The organism is Mordavella massiliensis (assembly GCF_016902415.1).
GTDB lineage: Bacteria > Bacillota > Clostridia > Lachnospirales > Lachnospiraceae > Merdimonas > Merdimonas faecigallinarum.
In genome coordinates this window covers 1-16,065 of record NZ_JACJLV010000003.1, presented here as the reverse complement: position 1 = coordinate 16,065, position 16,065 = coordinate 1, and the positions used below count along the sequence as shown (strand labels likewise).

18 protein-coding genes, 1 tRNA gene and 2 pseudogenes are annotated in these 16,065 nt (G+C 46.1%); 19 read left to right on the top strand and 2 right to left on the bottom strand.

Annotated elements, in window-relative coordinates:
- Nucleotides 1-117 precede the first annotated feature (117 nt).
- The 16 genes and pseudogenes from H6A13_RS13235 (at nucleotide 118) to H6A13_RS01255 (ending at nucleotide 10,375) form a co-directional block, all read left to right on the top strand.
- A complete protein-coding gene (locus tag H6A13_RS13235; RefSeq protein ID WP_243424694.1) occupies nucleotides 118-435 on the top strand; it encodes a transposase in 318 nt (105 codons plus the stop codon).
- A complete protein-coding gene (locus tag H6A13_RS13230; RefSeq protein ID WP_243424693.1) occupies nucleotides 429-581 on the top strand; it encodes a hypothetical protein in 153 nt (50 codons plus the stop codon). Before H6A13_RS13235 ends, H6A13_RS13230 begins: the two co-directional genes overlap by 7 nt.
- A complete protein-coding gene (locus H6A13_RS13225; protein WP_243424692.1) occupies nucleotides 572-1,027 on the top strand; it encodes a transposase in 456 nt (151 codons plus the stop codon). Before H6A13_RS13230 ends, H6A13_RS13225 begins: the two co-directional genes overlap by 10 nt.
- A gap of 101 nt (nucleotides 1,028-1,128) precedes the next feature.
- Nucleotides 1,129-2,424, top strand: a complete 1,296-nt coding sequence (locus H6A13_RS01315; protein ID WP_204907816.1) for a hypothetical protein — start codon at nucleotides 1,129-1,131, stop codon at nucleotides 2,422-2,424.
- An 18-nt stretch (nucleotides 2,425-2,442) separates the two neighbouring features.
- Nucleotides 2,443-3,591, top strand: coding sequence for a DUF5104 domain-containing protein (locus H6A13_RS01310; RefSeq protein ID WP_204907815.1), 1,149 nt, complete (start codon nucleotides 2,443-2,445; stop codon nucleotides 3,589-3,591).
- Nucleotides 3,592-3,624: 33 nt separating this feature from the next.
- Nucleotides 3,625-4,056: a hypothetical protein gene (locus H6A13_RS01305; protein WP_204907814.1), complete on the top strand. Its 432-nt coding sequence runs from the start codon at nucleotides 3,625-3,627 to the stop codon at nucleotides 4,054-4,056.
- Nucleotides 4,057-4,300: 244 nt separating this feature from the next.
- Nucleotides 4,301-4,978, top strand: coding sequence for a DUF443 domain-containing protein (locus H6A13_RS01300; RefSeq protein WP_204907813.1), 678 nt, complete (start codon nucleotides 4,301-4,303; stop codon nucleotides 4,976-4,978).
- A 20-nt stretch (nucleotides 4,979-4,998) separates the two neighbouring features.
- A complete protein-coding gene (locus tag H6A13_RS01295) occupies nucleotides 4,999-5,283 on the top strand; it encodes a hypothetical protein (protein WP_204907812.1) in 285 nt (94 codons plus the stop codon).
- The gene (locus tag H6A13_RS01290; RefSeq protein ID WP_204907811.1) at nucleotides 5,280-5,711 is read left to right on the top strand and encodes a hypothetical protein; all 432 of its coding nucleotides are present in this window, start codon (nucleotides 5,280-5,282) and stop codon (nucleotides 5,709-5,711) included. The genes H6A13_RS01295 and H6A13_RS01290 overlap by 4 nt, the downstream gene beginning before the upstream one ends.
- The gene (locus H6A13_RS01285; RefSeq protein WP_204907810.1) at nucleotides 5,708-5,890 is read left to right on the top strand and encodes a hypothetical protein; all 183 of its coding nucleotides are present in this window, start codon (nucleotides 5,708-5,710) and stop codon (nucleotides 5,888-5,890) included. The genes H6A13_RS01290 and H6A13_RS01285 overlap by 4 nt, the downstream gene beginning before the upstream one ends.
- A complete protein-coding gene (locus tag H6A13_RS01280; protein WP_204907809.1) occupies nucleotides 5,874-6,038 on the top strand; it encodes a hypothetical protein in 165 nt (54 codons plus the stop codon). The genes H6A13_RS01285 and H6A13_RS01280 overlap by 17 nt, the downstream gene beginning before the upstream one ends.
- A 21-nt stretch (nucleotides 6,039-6,059) precedes the next feature.
- Nucleotides 6,060-6,590, top strand: a complete 531-nt coding sequence (locus H6A13_RS01275) for an ankyrin repeat domain-containing protein (protein WP_204907808.1) — start codon at nucleotides 6,060-6,062, stop codon at nucleotides 6,588-6,590.
- Between the two features lie 384 nt (nucleotides 6,591-6,974).
- Nucleotides 6,975-7,139, top strand: a pseudogene (locus tag H6A13_RS01270) (hydratase); the annotation flags it as partial.
- A 161-nt stretch (nucleotides 7,140-7,300) separates the two neighbouring features.
- Nucleotides 7,301-8,512 (top strand): ATP-binding protein, encoded by a 1,212-nt coding sequence (locus H6A13_RS01265; RefSeq protein ID WP_338042981.1) that lies wholly within the window; start codon nucleotides 7,301-7,303, stop codon nucleotides 8,510-8,512.
- 259 nt (nucleotides 8,513-8,771) lie between these two features.
- Nucleotides 8,772-9,128: pseudogene (locus tag H6A13_RS13215) on the top strand (transposase); the annotation flags it as partial.
- Between the two features lie 161 nt (nucleotides 9,129-9,289).
- Nucleotides 9,290-10,375, top strand: a complete 1,086-nt coding sequence (locus tag H6A13_RS01255; protein WP_204907806.1) for a helix-turn-helix domain-containing protein — start codon at nucleotides 9,290-9,292, stop codon at nucleotides 10,373-10,375.
- Between the two features lie 144 nt (nucleotides 10,376-10,519).
- Here the strand turns inward: H6A13_RS01255 and H6A13_RS01250 are convergent, their stop codons facing one another.
- Nucleotides 10,520-11,758, bottom strand: coding sequence for an IS110 family RNA-guided transposase (locus H6A13_RS01250; RefSeq protein WP_204907805.1), 1,239 nt, complete (start codon nucleotides 11,756-11,758; stop codon nucleotides 10,520-10,522).
- A gap of 311 nt (nucleotides 11,759-12,069) precedes the next feature.
- On the opposite strand from H6A13_RS01250, the gene H6A13_RS01245 reads away from it, so the two are divergent.
- Both H6A13_RS01245 and H6A13_RS01240 read left to right on the top strand, forming a co-directional pair.
- Nucleotides 12,070-14,352 carry a hydratase gene (locus H6A13_RS01245; RefSeq protein ID WP_204907804.1) on the top strand — a complete coding sequence of 761 codons (2,283 nt, stop codon included), beginning with the start codon at nucleotides 12,070-12,072 and terminating at the stop codon, nucleotides 14,350-14,352.
- A gap of 88 nt (nucleotides 14,353-14,440) precedes the next feature.
- Nucleotides 14,441-14,513: transfer RNA gene (locus H6A13_RS01240), tRNA-Asn, on the top strand.
- Between the two features lie 49 nt (nucleotides 14,514-14,562).
- Here H6A13_RS01240 and H6A13_RS01235 read toward each other — a convergent pair.
- A complete protein-coding gene (locus H6A13_RS01235) occupies nucleotides 14,563-15,480 on the bottom strand; it encodes a glycoside hydrolase family 25 protein (protein ID WP_204907803.1) in 918 nt (305 codons plus the stop codon).
- A 188-nt stretch (nucleotides 15,481-15,668) separates the two neighbouring features.
- On the opposite strand from H6A13_RS01235, the gene H6A13_RS01230 reads away from it, so the two are divergent.
- Complete coding sequence (locus H6A13_RS01230; RefSeq protein ID WP_204907802.1) at nucleotides 15,669-15,908, top strand: HPr family phosphocarrier protein; 240 nt, start codon at nucleotides 15,669-15,671, stop codon at nucleotides 15,906-15,908.
- Nucleotides 15,909-16,065 lie beyond the last annotated feature (157 nt).

Here is a 16,065-nt window from a genome sequence, read left to right as displayed (position 1 = left end):
AACAGGGGCAGGCGTGACTCATGCGAGTCACGCCTGCCCCTGAAATTTATCCTTTAAAAGAGAAAAAGATGGCTAACGACAACCATCTTTCTCCCCGTTCCATGTTATAATGGAACTATGCTAAAACAAGATTATTATAACGACTTTTTTGAAATTGGGCAACAAAAAATTAACTTCAGTTTCTTCGAATTGGGTTTACCCAATGACGATCCAGTCTATACCCTGAAAAACGTGATGAAGGGAAGAACCGGGTTTAACCCAATCATGCTGTATTCTGTTGTTACCTACGCAAACATGCGCGGGGTCAGGGCTGTTGACCGTATTGTAGACTTATGCCAGAGAGATCTTGCCTTTATCTGGCTGACCAAAGGTCAGAAGCCTCAGCGGGATGTTTTTTACGATTTTAAAGGGAAAAAGCTACGGGAGAAGTGTTAGATGAATTGAATCATCAGTTTATGCGCCGTCTGGAAAAGGAAGGGCTGATCACGCTGAAAGAACTTTATATCGATGGAACAAAGATCGAAGCGAATGCAAACAGGTATATTCTAAAACAGACCTGGAAGCAACCTTCATGCGGATGAAAGAAGACCATATGCTAAACGGGCAGCTGAAACCGGCATACAATGTCCAGATTGCAGTAGAGAATTACTTTATTGTCCATGGATATGTGAGCAATGACCGGACAGACTATAATACGCTGATCCCTGTTCTGGAAAAGCACAAGAACGCGTTTGGAGATGCGCTGGAAGCAGTTACTGCTGACAGCGGCTACTGCAGTGAGAAAAACCTGCTGTATCTGAAAGAGAACGGGATCCGGAGCTATATCAAACTTCAAGACCATGAGAAACGGAAGACACGGGCATACAAAGAGGACATCGGGAAGTATTCAAACATGACATACGCTGTCTTTGAAGATGAGCATTATTACATCTGCCATGACGGAAGGGAACTACATCATATCCGGACGGAAAGCAAAGAGCAGGACGGTTATACCCAGACAAAGCATTACCGTTCTCAACGGATCTGAGATACAAAATCTGAAAAATTTTATAAAAATTGTAACCTTAACTGTCTGAATAAGGTATTATTAACAGAAACAGAGATATTGGTTTTCAGGAGAGAGCACTTATGAAGAAGTTATACAAGTCAGTGCCTGCAGTTGCAACGGCAGCCGTGATTCTTACCTGCAGCGCCTGCTCGGGCATTCCGGCAGCAGATCCCGCCGAAGAACCGGCTACAGAAAAAGCATTGCCGGAGACGACAGAGGAGATTACCATACCTGCCTCGATATTTAAGTTTGCCAATACGGATATCGAGGATAACATGGAGGCTTTCGGAGATTACTGTACCGATGTAAGGCGGGACGGGGATGATCTGATCCTTGAAGTTACTCCATCACAGAAAGAAGAACTCATAGAGATGTACACCGGTTCCATTGACGACGTGCTGGAGGATATGGCGGAAGAAGAACAGGGATATTATGTGGAGACAGACATAGACCACAGCCGTTTCGTATATCATTACGACGAGAATATCGACGGTATACTGGAGGCGAAGATGCTGCTGACGATCACGGCGTCGGACGTCCTGACCGGGATCATGGAAACCGGTGATCCGGACTGGAATGTCCGGGCAAAGATCGTGAACTGCCATACGGGGCTGACTGTCGGCGAAGGGACATTTCCGGGCGGGAGCATTACCTTCGGACCGGACGAATGGAAGGCAAGCTATGACGGCGGCGCATGGCTCGATGCCAGACAGGAAGAGGTTATGGCCATGACAGGTCTTACCGGGCCTTATGAGGAATTGACTGATACCCAGAAAGGGGTCGTTGCATCTGTCGGGCAGATGCTGGACTGGATCGAAGGGAAATATGAGCAACAGTTTCATTATATATCCTACGCGCCGGGAGACTCCATCGAGCAGGAACACTTGAAAGTGTATCCGGAACAGGGCGATGAATCGGATGTTGTGACAGTGTACCGCACATATGAAAACGGCATGTACCGGTATGAAGACGATTACGGAGCGATCCTGACGCGCCCCGCTTATGAGGAGCAGATCCGCACATTTGCAGAACAGTATCTGCTTTCCGAGGGGATAAAGATTTACACAGAGATAAAGAGCGGCGGCAGCGGCGCGGCAGACGAAGCGCCAGCTTTGAACGAGGTTTCCGCCGTGACGTATATTTTTATGGACGACGCTCTGTGTTCAGGACAGTATGAGACATTTCTGGAGGCTGTGCCGGACTGGCTGACAGAGAACTGTCAGGGCGTGCCGGCGGGGATCTATCTGCGGATGGCAGAGTCTGAAGCATGGCAGCAGATCGACAGATCTGATTATGAGGATAAGCTCCGGAAAGATATCTATACCGAAGAGGCGGAGTGCGCGATCTCCGGGAGCGGGAAAGTGACCGTATATTAGCTGAAAGGAAGAGAGATTATGAGGAAGGGATTACTGCTTATCGTATGCTGTGTCCTTGCTTGCGGCCTGAGCGGATGCATCGTTTTCAGGGGAGGATCATCCAATGCATATCGTTCTGATGAAGAATTGGCGGATGAAATGATAGAAAACATTATCGGGTGCGCAGAGAAGGAAGATACAAAAGCACTGACGGGATTATTTTCGCAGTATGCCGGGGACAGTACGTTAAACTTAACGGAACAGGCGGAAGAATTCATAGAGTTTTTTCAGGGCGAATGCAAAAGCTGGAAAGGAAATGCAAGTTCCCATGAAAAAAGTGAACACGGAAAAATAACATGGCGGGAATTGAGAGGGCACTATTCGGTTATTACAGATGAAGCACAATATGAAATCGCATATATTTATATTCCTTTTTACAGAGAAGAACCGGATAAAGAAGGGCTTACCGCAATAGAGATCACTACGGAAGAAACTTTTAACAAGGATGGGTTTCTCTGGAGTCTGGAACAAAAACCGGGAATCTATGTGACAGAAGACAAGGAGGAAATGCTTTCAGAACAGAGTCTGATCACTCCGGAAGAACTGATCCGGGCGGCAGGACTTACAAAAGAACAGTACCGGGGAGTTGATCTTGAACAGTTTATTGAAGATTTTGCCATCACGGAAGAAGATGTGGATACGCTCAACATACCTTTGCTCCTGGAAGAATACGAACCGGAACGCAAATTCGGCATGTATGATGTAAGTTATCTCCTTGAAGACGACATAGAAGAACGCACATCTGACTTTACAGAGAATGTATATGCCATTGCTTTTATGGAAAATAGGAATACAAGTACAGAATGTGTATATTACGATATACTGGATAGTAAACGGTATCAAACATCGGATGCGTATCTCTTTGATGATCTCTACCAGACACAGGCCGGATATTATGCGGACGGACAGCAGATCGTTGAGGCGTTAGACAAGTATGGTGTTTTTGGCTGGGAATCCGGAACGGGTGAAGAGGAAATTACAGATCCCCAGTATATGGTGCTGGCTGTAGAATATGATGACGGAACGGTGTTCCGTGTAAAGGCATCCGGCTTATTGTCGCAGGTGCTGCCGGACGAATACGATGAAGTGAGAGAAATGCTGTTGTCAGGAGAACACAGCGGAAGTTAGAGGAAAATGAGTATTGTTTCAAAGGAGGACGCAATGGACAGAGAATTTGAAGATGAATTTATGGATGCGCAGTCACAGATTATTTCATTATGTGTCGAATTTGCGGGCAATAGGGCTGATAAGGTTTATGCCTATGGCTCTGTCGAAGAAAGCAGTATTTCTTTCAATGCATTTTTCAACATTGACGGTCAGATTAAAACAACAAATAATATAGCTGCCGATCCGGACGCGATATGGGATTTTCTGGATCTTGGAGAATCAGATCTGGAGAAGATAAGACAAATATGCATACATTACGGAAAACCTGTCCCCACAGAATTAAAAATAATCTATGACTGTAAAAGCGGTAAAATAGACACGGAATATAAGTATGAAAGTATCTGTTCCGCAAAGACGGGGACAGATTCAAGCGAGATTTTTATGAAGTGGTTAGATGAGGTATTCCAAAGCACATGGAAGAGATAAAAAAGCATTGTGAAAAAGTCATACAGATACTCCGTTCCGATTATAATACGCAGTTACAGTATTCGGGAATAATCAAAAAAATATATGACGTTATGTTACAGATCATATCCTGCGATAATATCAATGAACTTCCTGATATTCACTGGAACAGCATAGCGCGGTGTTTTGCTGACGAAACGACGGATTATCAAAGTCCTATACTCTTTGAGATAGATAAAATTGCGAAGCTGTCAGAGGGAAAATAATGCCGGAGAGAATGGATTGGAAGAATGCTTTATGCGCGACAAATAATTTCCGCTATAAGTTGATAAGGTATAAAGAAAATGTGTACGCTGTTGACTGGCTGCCGCACTGGTATTCGGTCTTTGCAGGTATTTTTATATGCTTTTTCAAAAAGAAAGCATATATTCTGACTGAACAGCAGGCCGCAGTATTACAAAGAAGAGGCGGAATAAATTCGCTTTCTATATTTTGGAGTCCGGTTTTAACAATATTGTTCTGCACTGGGGCAAGATGGATATCACAGCAGGTAAATATAGAAGGAAGAGTGAAAGGCCCGTTTTTTATTCTTACTTTGCTGCTCGTAGTTTTTGCTGTTTATAATATATGGAGAGCTGGAAAAGAATTAAAGTTAAAAAAATGTCTGGGTGCCCGTAATGAAACTTGCACGATAAAAATTCTCTGCAAAAAACCAGATCAGGAACGTAAAGTATATTTTTTGTGTGCTGTTGCTGAATTGATCTTTCAAGGGGGATTGTACGGAATTGCTCTATGGTTTTGCTTTCATCCAGGTGTGATCTTAAATACAAAGATAATAATTCTTGTCGCATGTGCCACTTTTATATATTTTCTTTCGGCGGGATTTTTACCTGACCGCCTGTTTGTAAGTATAGAAGTCATGAAAGAGGAAGAGAAGATATAGTCTGACTTAAAGGGAAAGTAATGAAGCAGTTGAGAAAAACAGAATGGCGGAGAGGATACCCCATTAAGAAAAACCTGGCCCTGTGTGCATGGGGTCTGATGGCGCTCGCAGGCTTCGCCGGAATATTGTCGCACCCGGAGAATATTCCATCGCTGGCGGCGAGTGTTCTTGCATTGGCGGGCGCAGTCCTGACGCTGCCGCCCCTGCTCAGATATTACAGAACAACATACCATAGTCTGCCCGCTCTGAACAGGCGGCTTACAAAAGAAGAGCAGGAGGAACTTATATTCCAAAAGAACTTGTGATCTTAGGAGGGGCTGAAGTAACCGGCAATATAATGAACCGGGACACGACACCGGTGATTTTCCTTTATGCGACCGGTGATATGGTGAAAATTGACCTTGGAGTTCAGGTTAGTGTTCCGAAAATCCGGGAACTTAACGCATATCTCTGGTCCTGTTATCATATTTTCCCAGGACAGGAAGACGGGAAAAAGACAGAAGAACTCAGCGGTATATTCAGGGAGGTTTACACAGAGTATCTGAAAGAAAAAGAACCGGAGAAGGAGAGCGGGGGTCTTGCGGATCTTATAGAAGATGCAGGAGAATTGCGGCAGAAATGTATCGAGAGAATGCCGTCATATTTGAAAAAAGTTGACGAAAAAGTATGGTGGACTGAGAAGACAAGAAAGAAGATGGAACAGTGGGAAGCAGACCGGGAGAATACATTATGAGTGAAATAAAGTTTAAAGTCTCTAAAGATGGAAATGAAAAGAAATATATTCCTCTGATCAGAAAAATGCTGAGTCGCTCCCTTTCCGAAATAAGAGAATGCTTAAGTAATAATGGCTATATCGATATATGCAGTCTAGAAAAACATAGAGGGGCTGCAGCATATGAACGAGCTCATTGAGGAGCTGCAGAAAAAAGGGGCGAAAATTGTACTGTATGAGGATGACAGAGTTGTAGAAACTGAATTCCTGAAAAATATCATTGAAGCACACTTTGATGCAGAAAGGTATCTGCAGGAAACGGACGATAAAGTTATTGAGAAAGATTGAATGATTTGAGGAGGGAGATTTATGAGGATTACAGACATTTTTGATGTAGTAAGAGATGGAACTTATTCGGAGTTTTTGAAGTTTTATACAGGAGATCCGAATCTGTTCAATAAGTATACAGGATTAAGTTTGTTTCAATTAGTGTTTGTCAATGACCATAATACAGATGAAAAAATAAAGATGATTCGATTTTTAATATCTGAGGGGGCGGATGTTAACTTTAAAAGTCCAAAAGATCAAAGAAATGCGCTGCATATATTTTACTTCTCTGTATTGAGACCTGATCCGCAGTACATGTTAAAAGTAACTCGGCTGTTGGTCGAGGCGGGGGTGGATATAAACGAAAAAGACAAATATGGCGCAATTCCACTTAATTATGCGATTACCGTTGTAAAGCTGCCGACAGAGACGGCTATGCCGGTATATAAATATTTAATAGATCACGGTTCAAATATCTATGAAAAGGACAGTTTTGGAAAAGCGTGCATTGATTATGCAAAGGAATATTCATGGAGAAATGGCCTTATAAGTTTGATGGAGGACAGAATCTGACAGAGAAAGACGTTCGTGACGCAATAGAGAAGCTGCAGCGTGTTTTACAAACAGAGATTACTTTTAAAAAAGTATAAATGGAATATCTGGCTGTTTAGATAAAAAGTATGCCGGGAAAGGAAGCATCATGGGCAAATCAGGAAGAAAAATAAAAAATCATGAGATCATTCTCTGTATTCTCGTGCTGGCAGTCATAGCAGCCGGTCTGCTGCTGCCTGAGACAGGGAATCTCGTTCTGCTGGATGAATTCTGCGATGTCGCGGTCATATGGATCGTGTGTATCTATGTGATCGTGAGGGTTTTGCGGAACAGGACCGCGCTGCCCTTTTCCGGGAGAGCGGCGGGGGTGGCGGCCGTTATTGTATGTATCGCTGTTGCACTCTGCCGGATGTTAGAAAGGCAGTTGAAGAAAAAGCAGATGTCATCAAAGCATATGTAGTCGGCGATGACCTCAAAGAGATCGATCTGAGACTGGGCGACCTGACAGATGCAGAGAGACAGATCATATTGGATGGATGCCTGATCAATTACTATAAATCAGAGATGTAAATTCCGTATATATTAGATCTGGTTTCGAACCAAATCAGAGGTGTATTCCATAAAATTATGAAATATCAAAAGTTTTTTGGACTGCGTTCCAAAAACTTTTGATATTTTTTTTGATTTAGGGTATACTAACCTTAAAAGTTGAGAAGGGTGGTATGCTCATGGTGCTTCAACGGAAAGAATATCTGGATAAACTGATTGCTTTCAAAGATAAACAGCTTATTAAAGTTGTTACAGGCATCCGCAGATGCGGGAAATCTACCCTGTTGGAGATTTATCAGAACTGGCTGCTGGAACAAGGGACAGAAGAGGAACAAATCATTTCAATAAATTTTGAGGATATTGATTTTGAAGAACTGACAGATTACCGAAAACTATATGCATATTTAAAAGAACGGCTGGTTCCGGAAAAAATGACCTATATTTTCCTGGATGAGATCCAGCATGTTGAGGATTTCCCCAAAGTGGTGGACAGCCTGTATATTAAGAAAAATGTGGATATTTATATCACCGGCTCCAATGCCTATATGCTTTCCAGTGAGATTGCGACTCTGATTTCCGGACGATATGTGCAGATTGAAATGCTCCCATTGTCCTTTAAAGAATATATGGAGAGTACGGGCAGCATGACGGACAGAGGCGTGAAATACACAGAATATCTGGAAAACAGTTCGTTCCCTTATACCCTGGAACTGAAAGGGCAGCCAGACGAAATCAGGGATTACCTGGAAGGTCTGTACAATACGATCGTCGTCAAAGATATTGTAAGCCGAAAGAGAATTACGGATACTATGATGCTCAAAAGCGTCCTGCGGTTTGTGTTTGACAACATCGGGAATCCTCTTTCTTCTAAGAAGATTGCGGATACAATGACTTCCGATGGACGGAAAATTGATACGAAAACGGTAGAAAAATATCTGGAGGCTCTGACAGAAAGCTATATTATTTACCAGGCAAAGCGGTATAATATCAAAGGAAAGCAATACTTGAAGACCTTGGAAAAGTATTATGTCGTGGATATAGGCCTTCGTTATATGCTGCTGGGCTCAAGGCAGATGGATGCGGGGCATATTCTGGAAAATGTGGTGTATCTGGAACTGCTCCGCAGGGGATATGATGTATATGTGGGGAAAATTGATTCTTTTGAAGTCGATTTTGTCGCACAGAACAGCAAAGGGATACGGTATTATCAGGTCGCCCTTTCAGTACGGGATGAAAAGACGCTGGAACGAGAACTGAGACCACTTATGGTAATCCGGGATCACTATCCCAAAATGATATTGACACTTGATGATGACCCGGAAGTACAGTATGACGGGATACGCCGGATCAATGCCAGGGATTGGCTTCTCGGATTGACAGACAACTCTTTGTAAATATTGTTCAGATTTTGATATTTACGTCTGAAATTCGTTTTTCAAGGCCAGGAAAGAAAGGGCTGATCACGCTGAAAGAGCTTTATATCGATGGAACAAAGATCGAAGCGAATGCAAACAGGTATACGTTCGTCTGGCGGGGCAGCCTGAACTATCACCTTGCGGGGCTTCTGGACAGCATAGATGCCCTTTACGCAAAGTATAATGCCTTTCTGCTTGAGAATGGGTACGGCCCCAAATATGATCTTGCGCAGACTGCAGCGGATGTGAGCATAAATCGAAATGTCTTTATAAATACAATGCTGAAGAAAATCCGGACCGGAATAAGGCCATGAAGATCAACGAACGCTGGGAAGAACTGAAGGAAGAATCCAACGCTAATATCCAGAGTGAAGAAGGGATCCTGAAACGGCAGACACGGTCAATCCAGACGGAAGGTCACTTTGGAGATATCAAAGAGAATGAAAACTTCCGGCGGTTTAACTACCGCTCAGAGGAGAAAGTATATAAAGAGTTCATGCTGTATGCGATAGGCAGGAATATCATGAAATACCATCGCTTTTTACATCATGAGATTGAGAAATACGAAGAGAAAAAGGAGCAGAAAACCGCTTAGCGAAAGGCGTGCTTCAAAAAATCCAAACAAGGGGATTTTGTGCCCTGTATGTCAGGGGCTAAAATCGGTATTAACCGACAGCCCCTTTTTACTTGTACACCCCCGCGGGTGTATGGTATCATAGAACGCAGAAGATCAAGCAAAGAACAGGAGGGATCCACGTGCTTTCAAATCAGTTGCTGCACAGAGCCGTGCAGGATGTGAAAAGAATCGGCAATGTAGAGTGTGCCGTCTGGGATAAAAAGGGAGTCTGCCTGGTCATGACCAGCGAGAAGATGACCGCGTGGGAGTCTGCCGCGGCAGAGTTCGGCCAGGAGGAAGTAGACGAACTTGTCAGGGAAGGCGTCAGCTTTTACCTGATCAGGGAAGATGACGAACCGGTGTACGTGCTGGGGGTGGAAGGAGAAGGAACAGAAGCCATACTGGCCGGAAGATTCGGCGCCAGTCAGATCACCAATCTGCTGATCGCCTACAAGGACAGAATGGATAAAAACCGTTTCATCCAGAACCTGATCCTGGACAACCTTCTGGTGGTGGACGTTTACAACCAGGCCAAGAAAATGAAGATCCCGGTGGAGTTAAAACGGGTGGTATTCCTGATCGAATCCAAGAATGAGGGAGAGACCATGATCCTGGAGACCATGAGAGGCCTCTACGCCACCGGTATGCGGGATTTTGTAACAGCGGTGGACGAACGGCATGTAATCCTGGTAAAGGCCCTGGAGGCCACGGATGATTACACTAGCCTGAACCATATCGCCCATGAGATTACGGATACGTTGAACATGGAGGCCATGGTAGGCGTGCGGGTGGCCTACGGAACCATTGTGGAGGAATTAAAGGATGTTTCCCGTTCCTACAAAGAGGCGGATCTGGCGCTGCAGGTAGGCCGGGTCTTCTATGTGGAGAAAAATATTCTGGCTTACAATGAACTGGGGATCGGAAGACTGATCCATCAGCTTCCGCCGTCGCTTTGCGAAATGTTTTTAAAAGAAGTCTTTGAGCATGGCGCGGAGGAGCGGTTCGAAGATGAAGAACTGGCTACCGTTTATACTTTCTTTGATAATAACCTGAATATCTCCGAGACAGCAAGAAAGCTGTTTGTACACCGGAATACGCTGGTGTACCGGCTGGAGAAGATCCAGAAAAAAACAGGGCTGGACGTCCGGATCTTTGAGGACGCCCTGACCTTTAAGATCGCCATGATGGTGGCGGACCATATGAGAGATTTGCGAGACAAAGAATAATGAAAGACAAGGAGGAGCGTAAGTTTGAAACAAAGAAGTAGAGGTAAACCACTAAAAAAGAGTATAGCAAACAAGCCACCCGAAAATTAGCAATTAGCGGGTGAGAACAACTGCAAAATATAAGGAATGGAGAGATAACAATGACTACTGATTAGTGATTGTATATCCCCGAAGCCTGAGAAATTCAAGAGCCTGTGATACTGTCAAAGTCTTTTCCTGCTTGACAGGCCTGTGCTCCAGAAATCCTTCCGGGTTGTAAGGCTCAAGTTTGCTCAGCATGTTCCAGATAGCGGTCAGGAGCATCTTGCAGACAGCGATGATTGCCTTTTTATGACCCCGGCGGGATTTGATCCTGTGATACCTCTCTTTAAATTCCGGGTGCTTTTTGGATTTGATCAACGCATTGGCGACCTGGACAAGAAGAGGTTTCAAATAACTGCCGGCGCGGGAGATCCGCCTGGATTTTACTTTCTGGTTGCTCTGGTCATTACGGGGACAGCAGCCAGCCCAGGAGACAAGATGTTTGGATGACGGGAACACGGACATATCCGGACCAATCTCAGAGAGAATGGCAATAGCAGTCATCGGATTCTTATCTAATCCAGGGAGAGTATAAAGCAGATCTAAAACGGCAGAAAAGGGTTCTGCGATCTGAAAGATCTCAGACTCGATCTCTTTGCGGTGGGCTTCAAGCTCGTCGATGTGTGCGAGGCACTGGCGCAGCTTGACAGCCTGCTCGGAGGAGATGGCGCCGTCAACAGCAGCCTGGATTTCAGAGACAGGTGTTTTGCACCGCGGATCTACAAAAGGAGAAACATCAAAGGTTTCGCCAGGATGATCCAGGATATAGTTGGTAATGGAACGAGCAGACTTTCCAAAGACATCACTGAAAACGTCATCAAGTTTCAGGTTGGAAACCGTCAGGCAGTTCTGGGCCCGGTTCTTTTCGCCGGTGAGCATGTTGGTAAGTTTGACGCGATAGCGAATCAGATCCCGAAGCTGCCGGATTTCCGGAGAAGGGATAAAACTGGGTTTTATCATGTCGCACATGAACAGGTCGCAGATCCATTTAGCATCCTTGCGGTCGGTTTTATTGCCCTTTTGCGGTTTTGTATATTTGGGATGGGCCAGGGTGACAAAACAGGACTTTTCGAGGATGTTAAAAACAGGGATCCAGTACTTGCCAGTGGATTCCATGCAGACTTCGGTACAGGAATATTTGGCAAGCCAGGCAGCTAAATCTCTGAGTCCATTGGAAAAGGAAGAAAAGCGGGCTTGCTTATACTCTGTACGGCCATTGGGATCGGTAATACCGATGCAGGCATAGATCCAGGTTTTGTGGACATCAAGGCCACAGCAGTTGTTACGAAAGATTTTAAACATAGGGTTCCTCCTGTAAAGAAAATAGCAGGACTGGCAGGGACTGGTCATCCGGCGAAATCGAGTCAACTTCGGAAGAGATAAGTTTACGGGCTATGGGAATGCGCCAATCATTGATGCCTTAACGGATGGCCGACCTATATAAGAATACGGGGTTGCCGCTATACAGCCCCGCCACTCACCTCCTCAGGTTCTGTAGTATGCCAGGATCCTACAAGAGGAGTATAACAACAAAGAAAGAAGAAGCGAAAGTTTATTCGAGAAAGGGTTTCATAACCCCATCGGTGCCTTTCGCAGAAAGGTGGTTTATAAGAATGATTCAATTATATGACGCAGGTGTTTATCTCCTGCACGGGACAGAGATCGTGGAAAGCGGACAGGAGATCGGACTGCGTACAGGCAGGGAAGTTTCGAAAGAAGAAGCGGCAAAAAATACCATGGCATACCGGATCCTTGAGGAACACAATACATCCGGAACGATGGAGAAACTGCAGATCAGGTTTGATAAGCTGACCTCCCATGACATTACCTTTGTCGGGATCATCCAGACGGCGAGAGCTTCCGGCCTGGAGAAGTTTCCGATCCCCTACGTGCTGACAAACTGCCACAATTCTCTGTGCGCGGTAGGCGGCACCATCAATGAGGATGACCACATGTTTGGCCTGACCTGCGCCAAGAAGTACGGCGGGGTCTACGTACCGCCCCATCAGGCGGTGATCCACCAGTATGCAAGGGAGATGCTGGCCGGCGGCGGAAAGATGATCCTTGGCTCGGACAGCCACACCCGTTACGGGGCGCTGGGAACCATGGCCATGGGAGAAGGCGGTCCGGAGCTGGTAAAACAGCTTCTGAATAAAACTTATGATATCAAGATGCCGCAGGTGATCGGCATTTACCTGGACGGCGAACCGGTAAAGGGAGTCGGTCCTCAGGATGTGGCTCTTGCAATCATCGGCGCGACATTTTCTAATGGCTATGTAAACAATAAAGTGATGGAGTTTGTGGGACCGGGCGTAGAGAAGCTGAGCGCGGACTTCCGGATCGGCATTGATGTAATGACGACCGAGACGACCTGCCTGTCCTCCATCTGGAAAACGGATGAAAAGATCCGGGAATTTTACGAGATCCACGGAAGAGAAGAAGATTACAAAGAATTAAATCCGGGGGATGTGGCGTACTATGACGGTATGGTCTATGTAAACTTAAGCGAGATCCGGCCCATGATCGCCATGCCGTTCCATCCGTCCAATACCTACACCATTGAAGAAGTGAATGCAAACTTAAAAGATATTCTCCATGATGTGGAGCAGAAGGCGCTGGTCAGCCTGGACGGCGCGGTAGACTATTCTCTGCAGGATAAGATCGTGGACGGAAAACTGTATGTAGACCAGGGAATCATTGCCGGCTGCGCAGGCGGCGGATTTGAAAATATCTGTGCGGCGGCGGATCTGATCCGCGGTCATTACATCGGCGCGGATGAATTTACCTTCAGCGTCTATCCGGCCAGCACGCCGATCTACATGGAATTGATCAAAAACGGCGCGGCGGCGGATCTGATGGAGGCGGGAGCGATCCTGAAGACAGCGTTCTGCGGCCCCTGCTTTGGCGCGGGAGACACTCCGGCCAACAACGCATTTTCCATCCGTCATTCCACCAGAAACTTCCCCAACCGGGAAGGATCCAAGCTGCAGAGCGGACAGATCGCATCTGTAGCGCTGATGGATGCAAGATCGATCGCGGCGACTGCGGCCAACAAGGGCTTCCTGACGCCTGCGACAGATATGGATGTAGAACACAAAGGAAGAACCTATCATTTTGACCGGAACATTTATGCCAACCGTGTCTTTGACAGCAAGGGCGTGGCAGATCCCAGTGTAAAGATCAAGTTCGGACCGAACATCAAGGACTGGCCGTCTATGCCGGCGCTTCCGGAGAATCTGCTTTTGAAAGTGGTGTCTGAGATCCATGATCCGGTGACCACCACCGATGAGCTGATCCCGTCCGGCGAGACGTCTTCTTACCGCTCCAATCCGCTGGGGCTGGCGGAATTTGCCCTGTCCAGAAAGGATCCGGCTTATGTAGGGCGCGCCAAAGAGGTACAGAAAGCGCAGAAGGCCATAGAAGAAGGAACCTGTCCGCTGGAAGTGCTGGAAGAGTTAAAGCCGGTGATGGCTGCGGTAAAGACGAAGTTCCCGGAGGCAGGGGAAGGAAATCTCGGCATCGGCAGCACCATCTTTGCAGTAAAGCCGGGCGACGGATCCGCCAGAGAGCAGGCGGCTTCCTGCCAGAAAGTACTGGGCGGCTGGGCGAATATTGCCAATGAATATGCCACCAAGCGGTACCGCTCCAATCTGATCAACTGGGGCATGCTGCCGTTTATTACAGAGGAAGACCACGAACACTTAAGCTTTGCGAACGGCGACTACATCTTCGTGCCGGAGATCCGCAAAGCGATCGCCGAAAAAGCGGCGGAAGTAAAAGCATATGTGGTAAAAGGCGAAGATCTTGCGGAAGTGACCTTTAAGCTGGGCGATATGACTGACGCAGAGCGTGAGATCATCACCAAAGGCTGCCTGATCAATTACTACAGAGGATAAGCGGAAAACCGAAGTGGAAAAAGATTTGGAAAATGCTTGAAAAGTATATAGAACTGTGGTAAATTATATGTGTTGTCAAAACACATATTCCTCCTTAGCTCAGTCGGTAGAGCACTCGGCTGTTAACCGAGTTGTCGTTGGTTCGAGTCCAACAGGGGGAGGGAACGAAAAAGCCTGTAAACGTATTTGTTTACAGGCCTTTTTTCGATTTTATTTTGTGGGAATGAGCTGAATGTTCAGATCTACATTTCCGTTGACACCAGCAACCTGTCCCTGATTGGTGTACTGCCAGAACTGGAAATGATAAGGCGTCTGGGGAGCGGGCTCATAGTCTGCGTACCACAGCGGATACTCGGAGAGCTTCTCCAGATTCAGTTCAAAAGCCTCCCACAGCATATTGGCGTAGATCATGGGCTCATAGCCTGCGTCCGCCACAGCGGAACAGAAAGCTTCTGTATTTTTGGTAAACTGTTCTCCGGAGACGTTGTCGGTCCGGGCTTCATCGTCCAGAACGCTTTCCGGATCGTAGACTACCGGAAGCTGCAGCGTATATCCCTGAAGATTCTGCAAAACGAAGTTCGCTTCTTCCAGAGCCTCTTCTTCGTTGATCGCCTGGGCGAAGAAATAAACGCCTACATCAAAGCCGGCGGCCTGTGCATTCTGGATGTTCTGGTGAAATTCTTTGTCCAGCCGGATATTTCCTTCCTGTCCGTAGCCCCGGTAGCCCAGCCGGATGAAGGCGAAGTCAAATCCACTGGCTTTTAACGCCTGCCAGTCAACATACCCCTGATGCTCCGAGACATCTACGCCGAGCCGGTAGGTATAATTGCTGTCGCCCTCATAGGACAGGAGATGGCCATTGTGGACAAATGCATCCACTTTGTAATCGTGTTTTTTTACCCGGGGATTGATCTCCACCTGATAAGGGTTCTGATATACATCTACAAAATGGAGGATCTCCGGACTGTCAGCATCGGATTTTTCCGATTCCTGCGCTCTGGCTTCTGGCGTTTTTGTTTCCTGCGTGGTTTCGCCGGTACAGGCAGTCAGTGCGATTGTCCCTGTGGACAGACAGAAGACTACAAAAAAGAGAGACAGGATTTTGTTGGAAAGAGTTTGCTTCTTCATGTGTTCAACCTCATATCAGCAATAAGTATTCTGATGTTATTATAATGAAAAAGAAGAAAGACGTCCAGAGCGTCCAGGTTTCTATTTGCTGCTTCCGGTGAAAAACTTTTGCTAAGGATTTTATTTTTGGTACCCAAATCTGCAGAAATAGTGTATAGTAGACAAGAGTGTGCAGGAGGTACCAGAAAATGATAGAAAGAAAGATTAAATTTATTACGCCGGAGCAGATCATGTCTTTTTGTTCGACCTGCCAGAAGATGCAGTCGGACGTGGATGTGGTGAATCTTTCCAACCGGCACATAAAGATTGACGGGAAGTCTATCGTCGGTCTGATGACCATTAAACTGGGAATGCCCATGCTGCTGGTGGTAAATGGCATGGACGAAAGTCTTGCGGAGGAAAAGTTTGCCGCTTACCTGACGGAATAAGTCAAAGCAAGAGAGGTTTTAGGAAATGGGGCAATGGCCGTGGAATGTATGGTTCCGCGGTTATTTGCGTTTAAGAGAAGAGATTGGATCCGCCGGGCGCCGTAAGGGTGTAGGTGGAAGGAATAAGGAGTAAGAATATTCTGATAATATCATATAG

Excerpts from the sequence above, each read along its gene's own strand:
- H6A13_RS13235 (WP_243424694.1), top strand. The coding sequence starts at position 118 with ATGCTAAAACAAGATTATTATAACGACTTTTTTGAAATTGGGCAACAA.
- H6A13_RS13225 (WP_243424692.1), top strand. The coding sequence starts at position 572 with ATGCGGATGAAAGAAGACCATATGCTAAACGGGCAGCTGAAACCGGCA.
- H6A13_RS01315 (WP_204907816.1), top strand. The coding sequence starts at position 1,129 with ATGAAGAAGTTATACAAGTCAGTGCCTGCAGTTGCAACGGCAGCCGTG.
- H6A13_RS01310 (WP_204907815.1), top strand. The coding sequence starts at position 2,443 with ATGAGGAAGGGATTACTGCTTATCGTATGCTGTGTCCTTGCTTGCGGC.
- H6A13_RS01305 (WP_204907814.1), top strand. The coding sequence starts at position 3,625 with ATGGACAGAGAATTTGAAGATGAATTTATGGATGCGCAGTCACAGATT.
- H6A13_RS01300 (WP_204907813.1), top strand. The coding sequence starts at position 4,301 with ATGCCGGAGAGAATGGATTGGAAGAATGCTTTATGCGCGACAAATAAT.
- H6A13_RS01295 (WP_204907812.1), top strand. The coding sequence starts at position 4,999 with ATGAAGCAGTTGAGAAAAACAGAATGGCGGAGAGGATACCCCATTAAG.
- H6A13_RS01285 (WP_204907810.1), top strand. The coding sequence starts at position 5,708 with ATGAGTGAAATAAAGTTTAAAGTCTCTAAAGATGGAAATGAAAAGAAA.
- H6A13_RS01280 (WP_204907809.1), top strand. The coding sequence starts at position 5,874 with ATGAACGAGCTCATTGAGGAGCTGCAGAAAAAAGGGGCGAAAATTGTA.
- H6A13_RS01275 (WP_204907808.1), top strand. The coding sequence starts at position 6,060 with ATGAGGATTACAGACATTTTTGATGTAGTAAGAGATGGAACTTATTCG.
- H6A13_RS01250 (WP_204907805.1), bottom strand. The coding sequence starts at position 11,758 with ATGTTTAAAATCTTTCGTAACAACTGCTGTGGCCTTGATGTCCACAAA.
- H6A13_RS01245 (WP_204907804.1), top strand. The coding sequence starts at position 12,070 with ATGATTCAATTATATGACGCAGGTGTTTATCTCCTGCACGGGACAGAG.
- H6A13_RS01235 (WP_204907803.1), bottom strand. The coding sequence starts at position 15,480 with ATGAAGAAGCAAACTCTTTCCAACAAAATCCTGTCTCTCTTTTTTGTA.
- H6A13_RS01230 (WP_204907802.1), top strand. The coding sequence starts at position 15,669 with ATGATAGAAAGAAAGATTAAATTTATTACGCCGGAGCAGATCATGTCT.